The 21,754-nt window shown below is 64.3% G+C and carries 22 protein-coding genes and 1 pseudogene; 18 read left to right on the forward strand and 5 right to left on the reverse strand.

The window, feature by feature from the left end:
• The first annotated feature begins 80 nt into the window (after positions 1 to 80).
• Genes ptsP through dhaK form a run of 3 tightly spaced genes read left to right on the forward strand, consistent with a single transcriptional unit; the run spans position 81 to position 2,997 of the window.
• Positions 81 to 1,562, forward strand: coding sequence for a phosphoenolpyruvate--protein phosphotransferase (gene ptsP, locus AKN84_RS03540; protein ID WP_347337293.1), 1,482 nt, complete (start codon positions 81 to 83; stop codon positions 1,560 to 1,562).
• Positions 1,552 to 1,977 (forward strand): hypothetical protein, encoded by a 426-nt coding sequence (locus tag AKN84_RS03545; protein ID WP_430649885.1) that lies wholly within the window; start codon positions 1,552 to 1,554, stop codon positions 1,975 to 1,977. The genes ptsP and AKN84_RS03545 overlap by 11 nt, the downstream gene beginning before the upstream one ends.
• A gap of 36 nt (positions 1,978 to 2,013) precedes the next feature.
• Positions 2,014 to 2,997, forward strand: a complete 984-nt coding sequence (dhaK, locus tag AKN84_RS03550; protein WP_050419395.1) for a dihydroxyacetone kinase subunit DhaK — start codon at positions 2,014 to 2,016, stop codon at positions 2,995 to 2,997.
• A 52-nt stretch (positions 2,998 to 3,049) separates the two neighbouring features.
• On the opposite strand, the gene AKN84_RS03555 is transcribed toward dhaK, so the two are convergent.
• The 3 genes from AKN84_RS03555 to AKN84_RS03565 all read right to left on the reverse strand — a co-directional run bounded on the left by AKN84_RS03555 (position 3,050) and on the right by AKN84_RS03565 (position 5,676).
• A complete protein-coding gene (locus AKN84_RS03555; RefSeq protein ID WP_128970391.1) occupies positions 3,050 to 3,772 on the reverse strand; it encodes an alpha/beta fold hydrolase in 723 nt (240 codons plus the stop codon).
• A gap of 134 nt (positions 3,773 to 3,906) precedes the next feature.
• Positions 3,907 to 4,902: an AraC-like ligand-binding domain-containing protein gene (locus tag AKN84_RS03560; RefSeq protein WP_128970392.1), complete on the reverse strand. Its 996-nt coding sequence runs from the start codon at positions 4,900 to 4,902 to the stop codon at positions 3,907 to 3,909.
• A 168-nt stretch (positions 4,903 to 5,070) separates the two neighbouring features.
• Complete coding sequence (locus tag AKN84_RS03565) at positions 5,071 to 5,676, reverse strand: MarR family winged helix-turn-helix transcriptional regulator (RefSeq protein ID WP_050419398.1); 606 nt, start codon at positions 5,674 to 5,676, stop codon at positions 5,071 to 5,073.
• Between the two features lie 153 nt (positions 5,677 to 5,829).
• Between AKN84_RS03565 and AKN84_RS03570 the strand changes: the two genes are divergently transcribed.
• The 15 genes and pseudogenes from AKN84_RS03570 (at position 5,830) to AKN84_RS03640 (ending at position 18,703) form a co-directional block, all read left to right on the forward strand.
• Positions 5,830 to 6,348, forward strand: a complete 519-nt coding sequence (locus AKN84_RS03570; protein WP_050419399.1) for a flavin reductase family protein — start codon at positions 5,830 to 5,832, stop codon at positions 6,346 to 6,348.
• A 20-nt stretch (positions 6,349 to 6,368) separates the two neighbouring features.
• The gene (locus AKN84_RS03575; protein WP_050419400.1) at positions 6,369 to 7,838 is read left to right on the forward strand and encodes a 4-hydroxyphenylacetate 3-hydroxylase family protein; all 1,470 of its coding nucleotides are present in this window, start codon (positions 6,369 to 6,371) and stop codon (positions 7,836 to 7,838) included.
• A gap of 17 nt (positions 7,839 to 7,855) precedes the next feature.
• Entirely contained in the window at positions 7,856 to 8,236 is a 381-nt protein-coding gene (locus tag AKN84_RS03580; protein WP_050419401.1) for a hypothetical protein, read from the forward strand.
• Positions 8,237 to 8,282: 46 nt separating this feature from the next.
• The gene (locus tag AKN84_RS03585; RefSeq protein WP_244484911.1) at positions 8,283 to 9,683 is read left to right on the forward strand and encodes an ABC transporter substrate-binding protein; all 1,401 of its coding nucleotides are present in this window, start codon (positions 8,283 to 8,285) and stop codon (positions 9,681 to 9,683) included.
• A gap of 36 nt (positions 9,684 to 9,719) precedes the next feature.
• Positions 9,720 to 10,619 carry a branched-chain amino acid ABC transporter permease gene (locus tag AKN84_RS03590; protein ID WP_050419402.1) on the forward strand — a complete coding sequence of 300 codons (900 nt, stop codon included), beginning with the start codon at positions 9,720 to 9,722 and terminating at the stop codon, positions 10,617 to 10,619.
• Positions 10,619 to 11,542, forward strand: coding sequence for a branched-chain amino acid ABC transporter permease (locus AKN84_RS03595; protein ID WP_050419589.1), 924 nt, complete (start codon positions 10,619 to 10,621; stop codon positions 11,540 to 11,542). The genes AKN84_RS03590 and AKN84_RS03595 overlap by 1 nt, the downstream gene beginning before the upstream one ends.
• Positions 11,539 to 12,285, forward strand: a complete 747-nt coding sequence (locus tag AKN84_RS03600; RefSeq protein WP_050419403.1) for an ABC transporter ATP-binding protein — start codon at positions 11,539 to 11,541, stop codon at positions 12,283 to 12,285. The genes AKN84_RS03595 and AKN84_RS03600 overlap by 4 nt, the downstream gene beginning before the upstream one ends.
• On the forward strand, positions 12,285 to 12,977 hold the full coding sequence (locus AKN84_RS03605; RefSeq protein WP_050419404.1) for an ABC transporter ATP-binding protein: 693 nt from the start codon (positions 12,285 to 12,287) through the stop codon (positions 12,975 to 12,977). The genes AKN84_RS03600 and AKN84_RS03605 overlap by 1 nt, the downstream gene beginning before the upstream one ends.
• The gene (locus AKN84_RS03610; RefSeq protein ID WP_050419405.1) at positions 12,961 to 13,644 is read left to right on the forward strand and encodes a DUF2848 domain-containing protein; all 684 of its coding nucleotides are present in this window, start codon (positions 12,961 to 12,963) and stop codon (positions 13,642 to 13,644) included. Before AKN84_RS03605 ends, AKN84_RS03610 begins: the two co-directional genes overlap by 17 nt.
• Positions 13,645 to 13,731: 87 nt before the next feature.
• Positions 13,732 to 15,003 carry an amidase family protein gene (locus tag AKN84_RS03615; RefSeq protein ID WP_244484912.1) on the forward strand — a complete coding sequence of 424 codons (1,272 nt, stop codon included), beginning with the start codon at positions 13,732 to 13,734 and terminating at the stop codon, positions 15,001 to 15,003.
• 247 nt (positions 15,004 to 15,250) lie between these two features.
• Positions 15,251 to 16,249 (forward strand): AraC family transcriptional regulator, encoded by a 999-nt coding sequence (locus tag AKN84_RS03620; protein ID WP_050419407.1) that lies wholly within the window; start codon positions 15,251 to 15,253, stop codon positions 16,247 to 16,249.
• A 305-nt stretch (positions 16,250 to 16,554) separates the two neighbouring features.
• Positions 16,555 to 16,881, forward strand: a pseudogene (locus tag AKN84_RS49900) (transporter); the annotation flags it as partial.
• Entirely contained in the window at positions 16,857 to 17,396 is a 540-nt protein-coding gene (locus AKN84_RS49905) for a transporter (protein WP_157863243.1), read from the forward strand. The pseudogene AKN84_RS49900 and the gene AKN84_RS49905, both read left to right, overlap by 25 nt.
• An 85-nt stretch (positions 17,397 to 17,481) precedes the next feature.
• The gene (locus tag AKN84_RS03635) at positions 17,482 to 18,219 is read left to right on the forward strand and encodes an alpha/beta fold hydrolase (RefSeq protein WP_050419410.1); all 738 of its coding nucleotides are present in this window, start codon (positions 17,482 to 17,484) and stop codon (positions 18,217 to 18,219) included.
• A 40-nt stretch (positions 18,220 to 18,259) separates the two neighbouring features.
• Positions 18,260 to 18,703: a nuclear transport factor 2 family protein gene (locus tag AKN84_RS03640; protein ID WP_050419411.1), complete on the forward strand. Its 444-nt coding sequence runs from the start codon at positions 18,260 to 18,262 to the stop codon at positions 18,701 to 18,703.
• A 124-nt stretch (positions 18,704 to 18,827) separates the two neighbouring features.
• Here the strand turns inward: AKN84_RS03640 and AKN84_RS03645 are convergent, their stop codons facing one another.
• Both AKN84_RS03645 and AKN84_RS03650 read right to left on the reverse strand, forming a co-directional pair.
• Positions 18,828 to 21,137: a tetratricopeptide repeat protein gene (locus tag AKN84_RS03645; RefSeq protein ID WP_128970395.1), complete on the reverse strand. Its 2,310-nt coding sequence runs from the start codon at positions 21,135 to 21,137 to the stop codon at positions 18,828 to 18,830.
• A 333-nt stretch (positions 21,138 to 21,470) separates the two neighbouring features.
• Positions 21,471 to 21,728 carry a hypothetical protein gene (locus AKN84_RS03650; RefSeq protein WP_050419413.1) on the reverse strand — a complete coding sequence of 86 codons (258 nt, stop codon included), beginning with the start codon at positions 21,726 to 21,728 and terminating at the stop codon, positions 21,471 to 21,473.
• Positions 21,729 to 21,754 lie beyond the last annotated feature (26 nt).

The following is a 21,754-nucleotide window of genomic DNA, read 5'->3' on the forward strand; positions in this document are numbered from 1 at the left end:
GCCCATGGTCCGCTGGTTCGCGTCGACGCGGGCGCGGGCGGCGAGCGGGTGGCCGGCACGCTGGTCGAGGAGGCGCTCGCTTGCGCAAGGCGATCGATCTCGCCAGCGGGCAGATCGCCGATCTTGCCGCCAGCGCCGGCGGTGAAGCCGCGCAGATCCTCGAATTCCAGGTCGCATTGCTGGAGGACGAGGATCTGATCGAAGCGATCTTCGCGTCGATCGGCGAGGGACGTCCGGCCGACGTCGCATGGCGTTCGACGCTCGACGAGCAGATCGCGGAGTACAATTCGGCGGCGGATGAGTATCTGCAGGCGCGCTCGTCGGACCTTGCGGACCTGCGCGACCGCGTGGTCCACATCCTGCGCGGCGACGAAGGCGAGCCGCTGAAGATTCCGAGTGGAGGCGTCGTCTGTGCCGACGACCTGCCGCCGTCGCGCTTCCTGGAGATCGACTGGTCCGGTGGCGGCGGCCTCGCGCTGCTGCACGGCAGTCCGACGAGCCATGTCGCGATGCTGGCGCGCGCGCGCGGCATCCCGATGGTGGTGCAACTCGGCGCCATTCCGGATGCCGGCGCCACGGCGCTGCTCGACGGCGAAGGCGCGACACTGGAGCTCGATCCCAGCGCCGAGCAGGTACGCATTTTCGAGAAGCGGCGCGAAAGCCATCGCAAGAGCCGGGCATCCGCGCGCGCGATCCTGCGGCGGCCGACCGCCTCGTGGCGCGGCGAGCACATCAAGCTCCTGATCAACATCCAGCGCGTCGACGATCTCGAGCATGCGGATGCGCAATATGCCGACGGCATCGGCCTGATGCGGACGGAATTCCTGCTCGCCGGGCACAGCGAGCTGCCGGATGAGGAGACCCAATTCCAGGCTTATGATGCCGTGTTGCGCTGGGCCGGGCAGCGGCCCGTGACGATCCGCACCTTCGATGCCGGCGGCGACAAGCCGGTGCCCAGCTTTACCTTCGACGGCGAACCCAATCCGTTCCTCGGCGTCCGCGGCTTGCGGCTCTGCCTTGCCCGGCCCGAGATTTTCGCCGTCCAGCTCCGGGCGCTCGCCCGCGCCGCGGTGCGCGGCAATCTCAAGGTCATGTTCCCGATGGTGACGCAGGCCGACGAACTCGAGGCGGGGCGGAAGCTGTTCGCCGACGTCGTGCAGCGCTTGCAGGCGGACGGCATTGCCGCGATGCTCCCGGAGCTCGGAATCATGGTCGAGGTTCCGGCGGCGGCCCTGGCGGTCTCGAGCTTCAAGGCCTCCTTCTTCTCGATCGGCTCGAACGATCTCGCGCAATATGTCCTGGCTTGCGATCGTTCCAACGGAGCTCTTGCCCCCCTGATGGACCCCCTGCATCCTGCAGTGCTCGAACTGATTTCGCGGACCGCGGAGCACGGCCGCCGCGCCGGCGTCAGTGTCAGCCTGTGCGGCGACATGGCGGGCGATCCGCGCTGTCTTCCCGCGCTAATGAATTGCGGCCTGCGCGAATTGTCCGTGAACGCATCGGCGCTGGCGCAGATCAAGCAGACCATCGACCGGCTGAGCAGCGGAGGCGGTGTTGGCTGATACGGCGGCCGATGAAGCGCCCGAAGCCGGCGCGGTTGCGGCCTACAAGCGCATCTTCAAGGAGGTGCTGGAGAGCCGTCCGTCAGGCATGCGGCTGCGCCTCGCCCATGCCATGGGCAAGAACCGCAGTTTCGTCAGCCAGATCAGCAATCCGGCCTATCCGGTGCCGATCCCGGTGCAGCATCTCAACACGATCTTCGATGTCTGCCACTTCCCGCCGCAGGCGAAGGCCGCCTTTCTTCGCGCCTATGCGCGGGCGCATCCGCGCCGCGTCGGCCGGCTCAGCGAAGGCTCGCACGAGCGGACGCTGACCTTGCATCTGCCGGATCTCGGCAGCGGCAAGCGCAACGCCGAGCTCGACACGCTGCTGCAGGAATTCACGCGGCGCCTGATCGGCATCATGCGGGAAAAATAGGCGAAAACGCCGGACCGACGAAGCGGGGAGGACACCATGAAGAAGTTCATCAATGCGATCGACAACGTGCTCAGCGAGAGCCTCGACGGCTTCGCGGCCGCGCATGCCGATCTGGTCACGCTGGGCGCCGAACGCAAATTCGTTCGCCGCCGCGAGCTGAACCGCAACAAGGTCGCGCTGGTCTCGGGCGGCGGCAGCGGGCATGAGCCGCTGCATGCCGGCTTCGTCGGCCACGGCATGCTGGATGCCGCCTGTCCCGGACAGGTATTCACCTCGCCGACGCCGGACCAGATCGTCGAGGCCGCGCAGGCGGTCGCGGGCGATGCCGGGGTGTTGTTCATCGTCAAGAACTATGCCGGCGACCGCATGAACTTCGAGATGGCGGCCGAGATCGCCGAAGGCCGTACCGCCACCATCGTGACCGATGACGACGTCGCGGTCGAGAAATCGACCTACAGCATCGGGCGTCGCGGCGTCGCCGGCACCTTGATCGTCGAGAAGATCGTCGGCGCCGCCGCCGAGAAGGGCGCCGATCTTGCGACCTGCGTGGCGCTCGGCGAGCGCGTCAACGCGCGGACGCGCTCGATGGGCGTGGCGCTGACCAGCTGCACCGTGCCTGCCGCGGGCACGCCGACCTTCGCGCTCGGCGAGGACGAGATGGAGATGGGCGTCGGCATCCACGGCGAGCCGGGCCGTCGCCGTGTCAAGCTCGCACAGGCCGACGCGATCGCTTCGGAAATGACGACCGCCATTGCGGAGGATCTCGCGGCCCCCGCGGGCTCCGAGGCCCTGCTGCTGGTCAACGGCTTCGGCGGCACGCCAACGATCGAGCTCTATCTGATGTACAATGCGGCGCGCCGCATGCTCGAGCAGTGCGGCCTACGCATCGCGCGCTCGCTGGTCGGCAGCTACGTCACCTCGCTGGATATGGCCGGCTGCTCGCTCACGGTAAGCCTGCTCGACGCCAAGACGGCCGCGCTGTGGGACGCCCCGGTGCGTACCGCCGCACTGAAATGGTGATCGTCGCCGCAACGAGAAACGCCTTCACGCTCGCCGCGTTTTGGCGAGCGGCCTAGTCCCGGCCAGCCTCAATGAACTTGTCCGCCGTCAGCCCGGGATTTGTCAGGAGCACTTCGTGACTCCCCGCCATGCCGACCAGACGGAAGACACCAAGCCGATTGGACAAGCGCGGGTGACGGCCCCATTCGCCTTGCGAAATATCGTTGTCTTCGTAGGGCGCGAGATAGCTGAACGCCGGCGGCACCTTGTCCCAACCGGTCATGTCGGCCTTGTCGGTGAACGCCCCGAACGGTTGCGGCCGGAGCATGTCGTAGGCCTCCCGGGCGTGTTCCGCCGTTCCGTCATTGAAAAACGCATCGCGCCAAACCATGAACGGCAGCACGACGGAGCCGTCCCTACGCTCGTCGGCGCTTGCCTGCAGCGCCGCGCGCAGGTGCGGCGGGATTTCGTCCACGAGCGCGCGCCCGTGCCCCGGCACGAACGCGGCGAAGAAAACAAGGCGGCGGACGCGCTCGGGCATTTCGATCGCCACACGCGATATCAGATAGCCGCCCCAACTATGTCCGACCAGCACATAGTCGCGCAGGTCGTGCTTTCTGATGTAGTCGATGATCGGCGCTGCTGCGCCATGCAGACCGACTTGCTTGTCGTCATGCGGGCCCAGCCCTCCGGCGGTTGGAGTATGAACCTCGTGGCCGGCCGTTTCCAGGTGGCTACGTACCGGATCCCAGAGTTCGCCGTAATGCCAGGCGCCATGAACAAGTACGAACCGCATGAGCCGCTCCATCGTTGCCGCCGTCCTGATGACGGCGTCGGATCGGCAGATGCTCCATCGATCGAAGCAATGTCGCTAGCGGCTTCACGAATATCGAAATCGGAAACGCGCATTTCTGCTGACGCTGCGATCGTTCAGGTCCGCTTCGCCAGGACGTCGGATGGCCTTCGGCCGTAGCGCGCCTTGTAGTGTGCGGCGAATTCTCCGAGGTGGAGGAAGCCCCAGCGCAAGGCGACGTCGGTGACGGAAACGCTTCCGGGCGCGGCTGACGACAGGATCGCATGAACCCTGTCCAACCGCTCGGTCCGCAGCCAACGGCCGGGCGAGGTGCCGAATTCGCGCTGGAAGGCGAGTTGCAGGCTCCGCAAGCTCAGGCCGGCGTGCCGCGCGACATCCGTGAGCCGGATAGGCTCCTCGATATGATCCCGCATATACTCGATGGCGCGGCGCATCTGCGCGGTAGATGCGTGCCGGCTGACTGCCATGATCGAGTTGGTGAAATTGTTCGGCAGCGAAAGCAGCAAGGATTGAATGATCAGCTCTTCAAGCTGGACGGACAGCCTTGCGCGATCAAGCGCCGAGCCAGCCATCGAAAGGCTCGCGGCTGCTTCGAGGAGGTACAGCCAGAAGGCTGGCATACCGGCGACCGGGAGTTGGAAATCGACGGATTGAGGCTTCGCAGCGCCGATCATCGTGGCGCAAATCGTTTCGACGCGGCGACGATTCAATCTCAGCACGACCTGGTCGAATGCAGCACCGATCTCGAAACGAAATTGACGATAGGGGCTGACAATGGCGCCATGTCCCGGCGAGACCGACGCATCCTCCGATCCGTATGCGAATCGCGCATTGCCTCGCAAGGGCAGTGTGATCAGGAAATTGTCTTCCTCCGGCACCGCCGGAGCAACAATCACATCGGCGCCGTAGTGCAGACGATTGAGCGAGAACGTGCCGATCGGGAGATGATGAAGTGTTGTCGAGAGTGTCGTCCTCCGGTCTGTGATGCGGAGCTGGTGCGGTCGCAGTGCCCGGGTGCAGCCGTCGACGACCTCATCGAGGTCGTTGCTGCTCAGGACGAGCGACTGCTGTTGGAAAAGCCTGTCAGCCAGTTGCACTGTGGGCATCGCCATCGGTCACCTCGTGTAACCTCGTGCCGGTAGACTACCGGTTCTCCCTCGACTTTTGCACGCCCTTTGTTCTTGAAGGTTGGTTCTTGAAGGTTGCTCCGCCGGCAGCCTCTGAATTGAAGCAGCCGACTGCCCGTCGACAGCGTAACGCGAGGCAGCCGCCTGCCGGCGTCACTGAGCCTTTCGAATCGTTGCGCGTCGCTTCTTGCGAGACTCCGGTGACGTTGCTGCGGAGGTCCGTTGATCCTCCTCAAACTTGAGCGTCGCCTTGACATGCTCCGCAAGTTTCACCGCGCTGTCGGCGTTCGACGCGAGGCGGGACAGCAGCTGAGACAGCACCTTGAACTCATCGCGCGTCAGCATCCCGAACAGCGCATCGTTGACGGGGCGTTGCAGGGCGGCAAGACGGGTCAATAAACCGAGGCCGTGCTGGGTGAGCGTGAGTTGCACGCGCCGCCGGTCGTCCGGATGCGGGCTCTTCTCGAGGAGGCCGTCGGAGACCAGCTTGTTGATCTCGTTGGTGACAAAGGCGCCGCTCAGATACAGCCGTTCGGCGACCTGATTGACTCCCATCGGCTCTTCCGCCGTCGAATTCTTGATTGCGATCAGGATCAGATACTGAGTGGTCGACAGGTCGACGAAGTTCGCGAATATCTCACGGCAGGCTTCAAGGCTGCGTCCGAAGGCGAAATAGTCGTAGAGGACGCCGCGAAGCGTTCGGTCTCCCTCCTTGTCGAGCAATTCGGGCTTCGACGCCGTCAAGAGCGCTTCGGTCACCGTCGTTCTCCCCGCGAAATCATAGGCTTGCGAATTTGCCTAAGAAGCACGCATGCGCGCGCCCATCAAGAGGGCTTGACATTTCCAAATAGCTTTGTCAGAAAGCTATCTGAAAATTATAAATCAGGGTCGAAGCAGCGAGGCAGGTGTCCCATGGAGGACCGTGCATTCAGGCGAGTGTTGGGGGAGTTCGCAACGGGCGTTGCGGTGGTCACCGCGCGCAGCCAGGGCGAGGAGCTCATCGGCATGACCATGAGCTCGTTCAACTCCGTCTCCCTCGATCCGCCGCTGGTCCTGTTCAGCGTCGACCGCAAGGCAAAGAGCCTGCCCGCGATGCTCGAAGCCAAGGGCTTCGCCGTCAACATCCTTGCCCGCGATCAGGAACAGATTTCCAATCAGTTCGCGCGCGCCCTTTCCAACAAGTGGGATCAGGTCAAGACGTCAGTCGGCCACGCCGAAGCCCCGCTGATATCGGGTGCCCTGGCTCATTTCGAGTGCGCGCCGTTCGCAAGCTACGACGGCGGCGATCACGTGATCTTCGTGGTCCGCGTCGTCCGTCACTCCGCGCGCAGCGAGCCGGCCGCGCCGTTGATCTTCTTCCGGGGCCGCTATCGCGACCTCGTCGACGAAACCGAGCGCGAGCCGACCTGGCCGCTTCCCATTCATTACTAGCTTCGAACCGGAGAACCGCGATGCGTAGCGCAAAGGAATATCTGTCTGGCCTGAAGGACGGACGGACCATCTACATCAACGGGGCTGCGGTCGGCGACGTGACCGCGCATCATGCCTATCGAAATCTCGCCAGCTCGATGGCGGGGCTGTTCGACTTCGCGAGCGCCAGGGAGAACGTCGATCTCATGACGTTCGAGACCGATGCCGGACGTGCCAACCGGATCTGGCAGCTGCCGACGTCCTATGCCGATCTCGTCCAGCGGCGGAAGGCACTGGAGGCATGGGCTGCGCTGCATGCCGGCTTCATGGGCCGGGCCCCGGACCATGTCGCGTCGTGCATCTCGGGTCTCTACATGGGGCTCGACGTCTTCAAGGCGTACGATCCGGCCCGAGCGGGCGCGCTCGAGAACTACTACCGCTATGCGCGCGACAGGGATCTCTACCTGACCTACGTGATCATCAATCCGCAGGCGGATCGTTCGAAGGGGGCCGCCGAGCAGGCCGATCCGTTCCTCACCGCCGGCGTCGTCGATCGCGACGCAGAAGGGATCACGATCCGCGGCGCCAAGATGCTCGCCACCGGAGGCGTGGTCGCCGACGAGGTGTTCGTCACGACCATCCAGCCGATGCGCCCGGGCGAAGAGCGCTATGCGATGTCCTTTGCGATCCCGATGAACGCGAAGGGCCTCAAGATGCTGTCGCGCAAGTCCTACGAGGATGCGGCCGGTGCGGTGTTCGACAATCCGTTGTCCAGCCGCTTCGACGAGAACGACTCGGTCCTCTACTTCGACGATGTGAAGGTTCCCTGGGATCGCGTCTTCGTCGAGGGCAACGTCGAAATGTGCCAGAAGCAGTTTCACGCCACGCCCTGCCACGTCTATCAGAACTACCAGGCGATGGTGCGGCTGAGCGTGAAGCTCAAGTTCCTGGCCGGCCTCGCGCATCGGACCGCCGAAATGAACGGCGTCACCCAGTTCCCGCAGGTGCGGGAGATGCTCGGTCAGCTTGCAGCCGAGACCGGCATGGTCGACGCCCTGGTGGCGGCAATGGAGGCAAAGGGCGCGCAGGTCGGGCCCTACTTCATCCCGGACCGGCACACGCTCTATTCCGCACAAGTGCTGACGCAGCAGCTCTACGCGCACATCATCAATACGCTGCGCGAACTCGCCGGCGGCGGCATGATCATGCTGCCGTCGTCGGTCGCCGACTTCGATAACCCCGAGATTGCGGCCTTGATCGGCAAGACCCAGCAGTCGCCGAAGGCCAATTCGCACGACCGCGTGAAGTTCTACAAGCTCGCCTGGGATGCGGTCGGGTCCGAGTTCGGGTCCCGGCATCAGCAATACGAGATGTTCTACGCCGGCGCGACCTTCGTCACCAAGGGACACTCCTATCGCACCTACGACTGGTCCGGCGCCGATCGCCTGGTCCAGACCATGCTCGATTCCTACGACCTCAACGGCATCTCGATCGCCAGCAAAGCCGCCTGAACCAACGGAGACGACACATGCCCGTCAACAAGAACCACGACGAATTCTACACGCTCGACATGACCACCGGTTGGGAAACGCCCGCAGGCTATCCTGCCGGCATCCAGCAGAAGATCCTCGCGGGCGCGCTCGACGAGGAGAACCGGCGCGGCACGCGAACCCGGCTGCTGCGCTTTGCGCCGGGCGTCTACACGACCGCACCGTTTTTGCACGAGTATTGGGAAGAGGTCTATCTCGTCTCCGGCGACCTGATCGTCGGCAATGACGAGAAGGGCGAGGGCGGCAAGAGCTTCCCGCCGAATACCTATGCCTGCCGGCCGCCGCACGCGCCGCATGGTCCGTTCAAGTCCGTCAACGGCTGCCTGCTTCTCGAAATGCATTATTTCGATCCGGTCTGAGGCCGGCCCGCCCACAACATCGTTCGACCGCTCCAAGGGGGAAAATATGGCGTTCAAAAACATCTCGCTCGCATTCGCGCGTTGCCTGTCCTCGCTTCAACCGCGCTTCCGGTTCAATTGGGAACTGCCGCACGCCAATCTCCGCGTGGTGGTCGATGGCCTTGCGGGCGCTCTTGTGATCGGCGTCGTGGCGGCAACTCCGGTCGCTGCGCAGGACAAGCCGAGCTCGGTGGGACTTGGCGTCTTCACGTTCACGTCCGGTCCCGCCGCGGCCTACGGCATGCCCGGCAAGAACGCCGCCGATCTCATGATTGACGAGATCAACGCCAAGGGCGGGATTGGCGGCGTTCCCGTCACCGCGACCTTCGTTGACGAGGCGCAGGGCGCGCAGGGCGTGATCGCGGAATATCGCCGGCTCGCCGGAGATGCGAAGAACCAGGTGATGGTCGCCGCCTTGTCGAGCGCGACCTGTCTCGCGCTGGCGCCGATCGCCGAGCAGCTGGAGGTTCCGACCGTCGGCTGGAACTGCGACACCCACCAGCTGCTCATGGACGGCAAGAGCAAGTACGTGTTCCGTCCCAACGGCAACACCGTGCCCGAATTCATCGCCTATGCGATCTACCTTCTGGATCGCAAGCCGGACGTGAAGACGGTGGCGATCATCAATCCGGACTACGCGTTCGGCCATGACGCGGCCAAGATCTTCACCGCGGCGCTCAAGGCGCTGAAGCCGGACATCGAGATCGTCGCCGAACTCTATCCGAAGCTCGGCTCGCCGAATTACCAGACCGAGATTTCGCGCCTCACCACCGCGCGCCCGGACGTCGTGTTCTCCAATCTCTGGGGCGCCGACCTCGAAAACTTCGTTCGCCAGGCGACGCCGCGCGGGCTGTTCACGTCCAGTCAGGTGGTGCTCGCGCTCGGCGAGACCGTGCTGCAGCGCGTGCCGTTGCCGGATGGCGTGATCGTCGGGGTTCTGGGTGACGGCTGGTGGATGTCGCCGGACGCCAAGGCCAATCCCGAGACGGTGAAGTTCGCCGAGGCCTACAAGTCGCGCTTCGGCGAGTACCCGGTGTTTCCGTCCATCAAGATGGCCAATGCGCTGATCTACGTGAAGGCCGCCTACGAGGCCGCCATGCAGAAGAATGGCGGAAAGTGGCCGACGCGTGCCGAGCTCGCCGCCGCCATGAAGGGCAGCAAGGTCGCAACCTTGACCGGCATCACGCAGACGCGGGCCGACAATGACGGTCTCGTCGACCAGATCGTCGGAGTCACCGTGAAGACGTCGGCGCAGCCGTTTCCCGTCATCGGCGACATGGTCCGCTACAAGGGCGACAGCCTGATGCCGCAGGCCGGCCAGGATCCGCTGGCCTGGATTTCGACACTCAAGCCCGAATTCGCCAAGAGCCTTCCGAAGCCGGGAAGCTACAAGATCGGCGAACGATAGCGTCCACTCGCAACCAATCACGCAGGCGTTAAGCCGATGTCGAACGCAATCATTCCCTTGCTGCTGGATAGCCTGGCCAGCGCCGCGTTGATCTTCTTCGCGGCGGTTGGCCTGACGCTGGTGTTCAGCGTGCTGCGCGTCCTCAACGTGGCCCACGGCAGTCTCTACTCGATCGGCGGCTACGTCGCGGCGTCGGCCTGCCTGTTCATCGCGAGCCGGCAGCTCAACCCCTATCTGTCGTTCGCTGCGCTGCTGTTCAGTGCGGTTTTCGTGGCCGCCATCTTCGGTCCGCTGATCGAGCGCAGCCTGGTCCGGTGGACGTACGGCAAGTCCGAAGCTGTCCAGATCCTGATCACGTTCGGACTGTTCCTCATCCTGGAGGACCTGCAGCGGCTCGTCTTCGGCGTGCAATCTCTCTACGAGGACGCGCCGATGCGATTGCTCGGCACGTCGAGCATCGGTGGCGTGGTTTACCTCAACTACCAGATTCTGCTGGTCGGGATGGCGGTCCTGGTCGTCGTCGGGCTGCGGCTCCTGATCAACCACACGCGGCTCGGGCGCCTGATCACCGCCGTCGTGACCGACCGTGAAATGGCGCAATCGATCGGTATCGATACCAACCGGATCTTCATCCTGGCGTTCTCGCTCGGCGTGTTCCTCGCCGCGCTCGGGGGAGCTTTGTCGACGCCGACATCGGGCATCGCCCCGGGGCTTGGCGCCGACACCATGGTGCTTGCCTTCGCGGTGGCGGCGATCGGCGGGCTCGGCCAGATCGAGGGCGCCGCGGTCGCTTCGCTGATCGTCGGCCTGGCGCGCGTGCTCGCGATCTATCTCGCGCCTTCGCTGGATGCCGTCGCGCCATATGCGGCAATGCTGGTCGTGCTTCTGATCCGCCCCTACGGCCTGTTCGGATCGGTCACCGCGCGGAGAATATGATGCGGATCATCCTGACCGCCGCCGCGGTGCTCACGCTTGCTGTCCTTCCCGTCGCCGCGCCGTGGCTGCAATTCGTGTTGACGCTTGCGATCGCCAAGGGCTTTGCCGCGCTCGGTGTCGCGGTGCTGCTGCGTGCCGGGCTGATCTCGATCGGCCACGCGATGTTCTTCGCGGCCAGCGCCTACGGCGTCGCCTTCCTGGCCCATGCCGGCATCAACGATCTTGGATTGCTGTTGGTGCTCTCGGTGCTGGTCGCCGCGTTGACCGGCGCGATCGCCGGCGCGTTCCTCGTCCGGTATCGCGCGATCTTCTTCGCGATGTTGAACCTCGCGGTCTCCATGGTGTTTTACGCGCTGTGCGCCAAGCTCTACGGCGTCACAGGCGGAACGGACGGCATGCCGGTTCCGATTCCGGCGGTGTTCGGCATCATCTTTGCCGAGCCGGCGTTCAAGAGCGTGCTGTTCTATCTCAGCCTGGCGCTGATGGTGCTCGTCGGTCTCGCCGTTCAGCGGTATCTCGACAGTCCGCTGGGCCATGCGCTATCGGCCGTCCACACCAACGAGATCCGGCTCGAATATCTGGGCATTCCGGTCTGGGCGGTGCTGCTGATCGCCTATGTGATCTCGGCGGCCCTCGCCGGGCTCGGCGGCGCGATCTCCGCCTTTGCGATCGGTCGCGTGGTTCCCGACTTCGCGTTCTGGACCGCATCCGGCCATCTCGTCCTGATCGCCGTGCTCGGCGGCATCGGCGGCGTGCCGGGCGCGTTCATCGGCGCCTTGTTTCTCGAACTGCTGCACAGCGCAGCCGTGACCGTAACCGATGCCTGGAATCTGATCGTGGGCATGGCTCTGATCATCGTGATCATGTTCATGCCGCAGGGCATCTATGGACTATTCGCGCGCAAGGAGGCGTCGAGCCCATGAGGCGTCCTATCCTGGAGGCCAACAACCTCTGCGTCGCTTTCAACGGGGTCAAGGCCGCCGACGGGGCGAGCATTGCAATCCACGACGGCGAGTTCCTCGCGATCATCGGTCCGAACGGATCGGGCAAGACGACGCTGCTCAACATCTGCACGGGTTACATCCGCCCGGTTTCAGGCAGCGTGCTGCTCGACGGCAACGACATCACCCGGCTGTCGCCGCGTGCCATTGCACGACGCGGCGTCGCGCGCGCCTTTCAGATCCCGCAACTGTTCTCCGCGCAGCGCGTGATCGACAACATGATGCTGGCGCTTGCGGCAACCGACGGGCTGTGGAGCGTGGTCCGGCCGCTCGAAACCGCGAAGCGGCGCGAGGAGGCCATGGCCCTGCTTGGACTGGTCGGGCTCGACGGCGATGCCGACCGGATCAGCAGTACGCTTCCGGAGGGTCATCGCAAGCTGCTCGACATCGCGGTTGCGCTGGCGCTCAAGCCGCGGCTCCTGCTGCTGGACGAGCCGACCAGCGGCGTGAGTGCGCTGGAGCGCTTTCCGCTGATGGAGGCCCTGATGAGCGCGCTGCGCCAGCGCCGCATCACCGCGCTTTTCGTCGAGCACGACATGGACGTGGTTGCGCGTTACGCAAGCCGCGTCCTGGTGTGGAATGCCGGGAATATCATGGCCGAAGGGCGGCCAGATGAGGTGTTCGGCAACGCGCAAGTCCGCGAACGCGTCGTGGGAGTGGCCTAATGCTCAGGCTCGACAAGGTCAGCGTCTCGATCGAGGGCGTCCGCGTGCTGCGCAAGGTCAGCTGCGAAATCATCGCGCGCAAGACGACGGTGTTGATCGGCCGCAATGGCGCCGGCAAGACCACGACGCTTCGCGCGATCATGGGGCTCATCGCGCATGACGAGGGCTCGATCCACCTCGATGCTGACGATCTCGGCAGCCGGCCGGCCTACACGCGCGCCCGGTCCGGCATCGGATATGCGCCGGAAGATCGCCGGCTGATACCGGAGCTGAGCGTCGAGGAGAACATCCGCCTTCCGGCACTGGCGCTGAACCTTGCCAAGCCGGAAATCGTTTGCCGGCTGGACGAGATCTATACGCTGCTGCCTGAGCTGCATGTGATGCGGTCCCGGCCTGCGGGCGGCGTTTCCGGCGGGCAGGGCAAGATGGTTGCGCTGGGCCGTGCGCTGATGGTGGCGCGCAAGGTCCTGTTGCTCGACGAACCCTTCCAGGGGCTGGCGCCGGCCCTGGCGCTCGATTATGCACGGACGCTCGGTGAGCTGCGCAAGCACCGGCCGGAGCTCGCCCTGCTGATCACGGAATCCTCGCCGGCCCTGCTCGACCGCGTCGCCGATCGCACGTTGCAGATCGAGCGCGGCGAGATTCTCGTTCCGTCTACCAAGGATGACAAAGCCCATGTTCATGAAGTTTGACCGCCTCGCGAAGGATCGGACCGATCACGTCGGCGTCGAAATCGAATCGCTCGTGATCGCGGGCTGGGCGGGCAGGAACGCGACGGCGATCGAGCACCACATTGAGGAGCTCGCCGCGCTCGGAATCCCGCGCCCGTCGACGACACCGCTCTACTACCGTGTCGCAGCCCAGACGCTGACGCAGGCGGATCGCTTGACCGTGCTCGGTCCGGACAGTTCCGGTGAGGTCGAGCCCGTCGTGGTCGCCATGGCTGGCGGACTCTGGATCGGAATCGGATCCGATCATACCGATCGCAAGGCGGAAGCCGCAGGTATCGCACTTTCGAAGCAGCTCTGCGGCAAGCCGGTCGGCCGTCAGCTCTGGTCCTATGCGGATGTCGAGCCGCACTGGGATGAACTGGTGCTTCGCTCGTGGGCGACGATCGACGGCAAGCGGGTTCTCTATCAGGAGAGCCCGGTTTCCTCGCTGAGAACGCCGCGCGATCTGATACGCCGCTACGCGAACGCCGACATCCTTCCCGCCGGGAGCTTGATGTTCTGTGGGACGCCGGGGGCGATCGGCGGAATTCGACCGGCAGCGCGCTTCGAAATGGAGTTGAGCGATCCAGTTCTCGGGCGCTCCCTAGTCCACGGTTACGACATCGACGTCCTCCCGGTCGTCTCTTGACCACCAACGTCCGGTGAGGAGCGTCGACCAATGACGTTAGCACATGACCAATCTCAACCCACCGCCGTGGCACGATTGGAAGCCGCATTGACGCGCGCGCAATCATCTGACGCGGCGAATGCCTTCACCGCCCTGTTCGAGGAGAGCGCCCGGTGCGAGGCCGAAGCCGCCGATCGGCGCGCCGCTGCTGGGACGACGCGTGGCCCGCTCGACGGTCGCATTGTCTCGGTCAAGGCTCTGTTCGATGTTGCCGGCACCGTGACGAGCTCCGGTTCCGCCGTCCTGCGCGCTTTGCCTCCCGCCGCTGAAGACGCGCTGGTCGTGAAGCGTTTGCGCGCGGCGGGAGCCGTGATTATCGGCAAGACGCAGATGACCGAGTTTGCTTTTTCCGCGCTCGGCACCAACCCGAACGACGGGGTGCCCGGCAACCCCCGGGACCGCCGGCGCGCTCCGGGAGGATCCTCGTCAGGGGCTGTCGTCTCGGTCGTCGACGGTATGGCCGACATCGCCATCGGGAGCGACACCGGAGGGTCGATCCGAATTCCGGCAGCGCTGTCGGGTGCAACCGGCTTCAAGCCGACGAGCGGCTTCGTGCCCACCGCCGGCGCGTTCTCGCTGTCGTCGAGCCTCGATACCATCGGTCCGATTGCCTCGAGCGTTGCGGACTGCTTCGTGGCCGATCAGGTGCTTTCGGGTGGCGACGTGGCGTCGCGGCCGCAGCTTGCGTCTCCCTACACCTTTCGGCTCACTATCGCTCGCGGCCGCCTGTTTCACGGTTGCGAGCCGGAGGTGCTTGGCGCGTTCGAGAATGCCGTCGAGCGGCTTCGATCGGGTGGCTTGCAGATCGCGGATGGATCGATCGAGACGGCTCTCGACAATGTCGCAGAGATCGACAGCATCGGCACTTTTCCGTCGATCGAGGTCGGCGCTACGCTGCGCAGTCTGGGGCTATCGAGCCTGGATGGGGTTGATCCGAAAACCCGCGTTCGAATCGAGGCGGGCGCCGGCATCCTCGGTATCGACTATGTGCGCATGGTGCGGCTGCGGGAAGCGGCCATCCGGTCCTTCGAGCAGTCGTTCGGCAATGACGAGGTTTTCATCCTGCCGACGACGCCGATCCGCGCGCCGCTGCTGTCGTCGGTCGAGGAGGACAGTGCGTTTCATCGAGCCAATGGTCTGGTGCTGCGCAATCCACGGGTGGCCAATCTGCTCGATTGTCCGTCGATCTCGTTGCCGCTGCCGCTCGATGGTCTTCCCGTCGGCCTGATGCTGATCGGCCGCAGGAATGCCGACCGGCGCTTGCTGGAGATCGCGTACAGCGTGGAAGCAATGCTGCGTGGCCATTCGGATACCGTTTAGGACTTTCGACCGCCGCATCCGTTTGAACGAAGAGGTTGTGCAAAAGCGCGCGTGAAGCTGTAGCTTGCCGATTGTCGATATCGGGCATGGGTGCCGAAGCAGGGCGCTTCTGCGGCGGTGACCAATAGCGGGTTTGCGATGCGGCAGAACCATGTTGCCGATAGCCGCGATATCGTGCGCCAATCAGCCGATTGCGCTATGGTTGCGATGTTAAGGTGTCGCCGACGATTGGAGAGGAGCAGCAGTGATGGCCGTGTCGACCTCGTTCATCGCAGGTCGTCTGTTCGACGCCAAGCACCTGGTTCTTGCGAGCGGTGACCTAGACGAGGTCGTCGACGGATGCAGCAGGATGCTCCGGCCGCACGACCTGGCTATGCGAGGGCGGCGCGCGACGCTCGCCGCGCGCTTGCATCATCTGCCAATAGGGCCGATGTCGCTCAACCGGCTGCGCTATGGCGGCGATGTCACGGTGGTGCCCGAATTGTCGGAGGAGGGGAATTTCCTCGTCACGCTGCCGGTGCAGGGCAGTGCGCAGTTTCGCTGTGGCACGGCGGTAGCCGAGGTGACACCGGGCCACGGCACGATCGTAGGGCCATACCGGGAATTTCGCCTCGACATCGATGGCGCGTTCGACCAGATCCTGCTGCGGCTCGACCGCCGGCGGGTCGAGGTGGCCTGCGCGAACCTTCTCGGCCTCGACAAGGCGATGCCGGTGCATTTCGATCTCGCGTTGCGCGGCGTCCCCGCGTTCTGGCACAAGCTGCTCGAGGCCGCCGCGAGCCTGTCGATGTTCAGTGAGGCGCTGGCGCATCCGAAGATGCTGGTGCGGCTCGAGGAACTGATCATCGAATCGCTGCTGATAGCGCAGCCGAACAATTTCAGCGGCCCGATCGCTGCGGCGAATGGGGCAGCGCCGTCGGCGCAGGTGCGCAAGGCGATGGACTATATGCGGGAGCACATCGCCGATGCGGTCAGCCTGGGGCAGGTCGCGCGGCACTGCGGGCTCAGCCTGCGCAGCCTGCAGACCGGATTCCAGCGCGATCTCGGGACGTCGCCGAGCCGATGGCTGCGCGCGCAACGGCTCGACCGGGTGCACGCCATTCTGTTGTCATCCGAACCCGGCAGTGTTGCGGTGACCGACGTCGCGCTGCAATGCGGCTTCTTTCACCTCGGCGATTTCTCGGCGCGGTTCAAGGAACGGTTCGGCGAGAAGCCGTCCGTCGTGCTGGCAAAACGCCGCTCGTAGCGCCGCGTGTCCACGAAAATTTTCGCGATTCCAATAGCCGTCTTCGCGCGTGCGATAGCGCCGCGCCGCCCTCCGTCCAACATTCCAGCCAACGAAACCTGCCGCCGCCGTCCGGTGATGAGAGCAGGAGGCATTGGATCGGAGGGGACATGTTTTCTACAGGGATATTTACCACAGGATTGACGGTCGGCCTGGCGATGGCTTGCACGCAGGCCTCTGCGTTCGAGGCCGGCTATATCGGCTCAGCGCAGAAGCCGGGCCTTGTACTTGGAAATGCCGCGATCACGCCGCCGGCCGGCCTCTACATGTTCGATCAGGCGGTGGCCTATTCGGGATCGATCGTCGGTCCGGGCGCGCCCACCGCCGCGGGCGGCGGCAAGACCTCCGTTCACATCGCGGCCGGGGCCGCAGGATTGCTCTGGGTACCCGGATGGACGGTATTCGGCGCAACCTACGATGCGGTGATCGTGCAACCGTTCATGATGCTCGACGTCGGCTCGCCGGCGAACGTCAATCCGCTCGGCATGCACAATACGTTCCTGGCGCCGGCGGAGCTGAGCTGGAAGCTCGGCGACAGCGGCGTGTACGTCAAGTCGGGTTTCGGCATGTGGATGCCGACCGGCACCACCTCAGGCCCGAACGGGCTTGGAAATGTCGGCGCGCCTGGTGGACCTTCCAGCCGAACCTCGTCGTCTCCTATTTCAAGGACGGTTGGAATCTCACCGCCAACCTGTTCGAGGAAATCAACACCGCGAGCTCGGTGACCGGCTACACCAGCGGCAACGTGCTGCATGCTGAATTCACCGCGACCAAAACCATCGGCAACTGGACGTTCGGTCCGGTCGGCTACTACGTCGGACAGGTGAGCGACGACAAGTCCAGCGCATTTTATGGCGGGGCGGTCAATCTCAAGCGTTACGACATCTGGGCCGCCGGCGCGCTGGTCGGATACAATTTCGGTTCCGCCGCGTTGAGCGTGTGGGCGACGCACGAGCTGTCGGCCAACGTTTCCGGAGGGACGGCAGTGCCCGGCATCGACAGCGCGGCCGTCTCGCGCGGTTTCACGGTGTTCGCCAACCTGAGCTACCGGCTGTGGGCGCCCGATGCGTCGGCCCCCGCGCCAACGCGTACATCGTTTCGCAAATAGCAGCATTCGCGTCCGCGCAACGCTCGACACCGCGCTGCGCGGCCGCGCGACCGCACATCGCGCCATCGAAAATTGGAGACCATTGATGTCCTATGCAGTTGAAAATTGGGGTGGTGGAGGGGACCGGATCGTCTTTGTCCACGGCAGCCTTGGCGTCGGCGCCGCCGCATTTGGCGAGCAGAAACCGCTTGCCGACACCTTCGCCCTTGCAGTCATGACCCGCCGCGGCTACGGCGACACCGCGCCGATCGATGCGGTGGATGTCCTTCGCGACGCCGCTGATGTCATCGAGTTGCTCGGCGACGGCGCGCATCTGGTCGGCACGTCGATGGGAGGGATGGTTGCGATGAACGCCGCGGGCCGGCGTCCGGACCTCGTGCGTTCGCTCACGGTGATTGAGCCGCCGGCCTTTGCGCTGGCGTCCGATCTCGCCCCGGTGCGCCGCGTGGCGGAGGCGATGCGCAAGCATTGGGCCACCGCCGATCGGACGAAGCGCCACGCCTTCGTGACCGGTTTCCTGGCGGCGCTCGAGATGAACATGCCGATGCCCGATCCGCTTCCCCCGCCGGTTAACGCTGCGGCCGGCGTCCTCGTCACCGAGCGTCCCTGGAGCGTCGATGTGCCGGTCGGCGCGGTCGCCGAGGCGCGCTTCCCGAAGCTCGTCGTCACCGGCGGCTGGAGCGAAGCGTTTGACAGCATCAGCGGGCGGCTCGCTGACCTGTTCAACGTCGAATGCCACTGCCTGCAAGGTGCCGGTCACGCGGTCCAGAAGGTTGGCGAGCCCTTCAACGCGCTGCTGCGGCGGCACATTGCGTCCGCCTGAATCCGTTCATTCAAATACTTAAACCCAAGGGAGACTATCGATGACCATCACGACCGAAGACAAGATCGACATCCAGGAACTCACCGCGCGCACCTATATCGGGCTCGACAGCGAGGATGCCGGCGGGTTCGCCTCCGGCTTTGCCGACGACGGCGTCTTCGTCGCCCCCTACGGCGAGTTCGTCGGTCCCGCCGCAGTGAAGGAATTCATCACCAAGCACATCGCGGCCGGCAAGGAAGACGGCGTGCGGCACTTCCTTACCAACCACGTCGTCGATGCCCACGAGGAGGGGGCACGCTATCGCTTCTACATCACCAAGATGAACATCGCGACCGGGCCGGTTGCAATCGCCACCGCGGGCGGCGATTGCATCGTGAAGCGGACGGGTCAGGGCTGGCGCTTCAAGCGCTTTCAGTTGACGATCGACCCGGCGATGTTCGGCGACGCCAAGCCGGTGGTCGCACCGGTCGCCAAGAGCGCGTGACGGTATCAATTAGCAGGGTCTTGCTCGGCGGGCCGATGAAGCAGCTTTGGGCACTGGCATTAGCGGTTCACACGAAAGGCCGTCGAATCCACGGCGGCCGCGAAAGTTGGCGACGCCGCAACGATCACGCCGGGACGTCGATATGGTCCGGCGCAAGGCCCGCCCGGTGACGCTCATGCATCGCGGTGTAGGCGGCCTCGACATGCCGGGCGAAACGTTTGGTATCGAACAGCGGTGCCGTCAGCCGATTGGCCGCCAGCCTGGTTTTGAGCGCCGCGAGCCTCGAAGGATGGGTCGCAAGATCGACCGCCATCTGCTCGTAAGCTTCCGGCGATTCCGCAATCAGCTCGGGCAGACCGGTCGCATGGAGCAGGCTCGCCCCGACCCGACTGGCAAACGTATCGCCGAGAATGGTCAGCACCGGCAGGCCGGCCCATAGCGCGTCGCTGGCGGTCGTGTGGGCGTTGTAGGGAGTATTGTCGAGGAACAGGCCGGCGAGGCGATGGCGTGCAAGATGGTCGGGCATCGATATGCGCTGTGCAAAGACAAGGCGCTTCGCCGCGACGCCACGCGCGACCGCTTCCTTTCGCAGATTTGCGGCAGACTCGGCGCTGGCTTCGAGCAGCCACAACATGCTGCCCTCGACGCGGCCGAGAATCCTCATCCACCGATCGAACATCTGCGGGTTGATCTTGTAGTTGTTGTTGAAGCAACAAAACACGAAGCCGGTCGGGGCCAGCCCAACCTCGCCGCGCGTGAACATACGTTCGGCAATGGCGCGCTTGTCGTCGTTGGCCTGATAGCTGTCGGGCAGAGCGACCACCTTTTCGCTGTAGAATTCGCGATGGTGCTCCGGGATCACGGTGCGATCGGCGATGATGTAGTCGATGAACGGGGCACCGAGTGTTCCCGGGTAACCGAGATAACTGACCTGGATGGGGGCAGGCCGGCGGCCAAGGACTCTGGTGCGGGATCCCCCGGTGAAGCCTTTCAGATCGACCAGGATGTCGATTTCCAATCGTTTGATCAGGTCGGCGACCGCATCGTCGTTCATGTCCCCGACCTCGACAAATCGATCGAACGACGCCTCCAGCCGTCGACGCATCTCCGTGGGGTCTTTGGGCGACCATGAGATTGCCACCGTCTCGAATTTCGACCGGTCGTGGCACTCGAACAGCCCTGCCATCAAATGCGACGTCGCGTGGTTGCAAAAATCCGACGAGAAATAACCGATGCGAATTCGATCGTGATGGTAGCGCTCGCCCCGCCAGCGCTGTCTTTCAGACGGCGGATGGTTCTTCGCGGTCCATCGCGTGGCGCATAGCAGCTGGTCGGCGGCCGATGAAGGCACGCTACAAAACAGAAACGGCGCCGCCGTCGCGTCCCGATTCCTGATCGCATCGATCAGTTGGTCGCACTCGGCGTCAAAGTTGGCCCAGTCGCAAATGTGAGATTTGGCGTGCAGGCGATAGCCTTCGATGTCGGCCTGGTCCGACTGCAGCGCTACGGCCTTGTCATAGGCCGCGAGTGCCTCCTGGTAGCGTGCCAGCATGGATAGAACCTTGCCGCGGTTGGCGTAGGCGGCCGCATCGTCGCCTTTGTGCTGGATCGCCTTGTCGATACTGGCGAGCGCCGCCTCATGATCCCTGAGCTTGAGCAGCGCCGTGCCGCGGTTGTTGTAGGCCTCGCCATAGTCGGGCCGCAGTGCGATCGCTTTGTCGTAACTTGCGACTGCCTCTTCGAGACGATCCAGTTTGATCAGCACGTTGCCGCGGTTGTAACACGCGCCGGCAATTCCAGGCGCCCGGTCGTAGCTGGCGAGCGCATCATCGAACCTTTCGAGGTCATTGAGCACGTTGCCGCGATCATTGTGCGCACCGGTATCGTTGGGCTTGAGCGCAATCGCCCTGTCCAGGCTCGCCAGGGCCGCCTCGAGCCGCCCGAGCTTTCTCAGCGCGGCGCCCCTGTTTCGATAGGCATCTGCATGGTTAGGCACCAGCGCGATCACGCGATCGTAGCTTGCGAGCGCCTCCTCGTGGCGGCCAAGGTCTGCGAGCGTAAGTCCGCGATTGTAGAGCGCCGGCGAAAGGTCTTGCTTCAGCGCGGTCGCCCTGTCGAAGCTCGCGAGCGCTTCGTCGAAGCGACGCAAGGCGCGCAGCGCATTGCCAAGGTTGTTGTGCGCGTCCGCGACGTTGCCGTTGAGCCTGATCGCGCGCCGGATCAGATCAATGCCGCGCTCGCTGCGGCCGGTCTGCGCGGAAATCAGGCCTAGCAGATGGAGCGCATCGAAGTTGCTTGGCTGCCGCCGGAGAATGTCTTCATAGATCTTCTCTGCCGCCGCCAACTGCCCCCGCTGATGCAGCGCGAGCGCCTGCGCGAACACGGGCTGAGAGGCGGTCGAATTGGATTTTTGGGGGTCACCTGTTTCGGGCATCCGACGTCTTCACGCGCTTCCAAAAATTGCAATACCAACCGCATTGCAATCTACCAACGCGGCTACCGCCGTATAGCAGCAAAAGCGGGCGAATGGCGGATGAGGCCCTGGCCGCCGTCCTCGCTCCCCGCGTCGCTTGAGCATCGCGTGGAGTCGTTGGCCGGCATTGAATTTCGAAGGTAAGTAGTTGATTTGTACCGGATTTTTGACGAAGCTCGCAGCCCTCTGCCAATGCAGCTACCAGCATTGTCGTGCCTAGCTCGGTCAGCTCTTTGAAGACCCCTTAGGCGGGTGCGCGCAAACGAAGGTCTGGCCTTTGTTCAGATGGAGGTATCAGTCCGCGATCCTGTCGAAGTCGCACACCATGAGCGCGGTTTCGGCAAGGCTGACGATATCCACCCGCAAGTCCGTGGTGGTCCCCTGACCGATAATGCCTTGCAGGGTCAGTTCTCCCCGTAGTGCTTCGATCATCCGCCTGATGCGTCGCTGGTACTTGGTGCTAGAGCGTTCGTCGTCGTGACTTAACATGTGGCGGTCTGCAATTTGCTTCTTATCGGTGAATCGCCGGGGGCAAATTGAGATGTCCAACATGGGCGTCGATTCCCGGAAAGGTGCTG

It is taken from the genome of Bradyrhizobium tropiciagri (assembly GCF_001189845.1).
Lineage (GTDB): Bacteria > Pseudomonadota > Alphaproteobacteria > Rhizobiales > Xanthobacteraceae > Bradyrhizobium > Bradyrhizobium tropiciagri.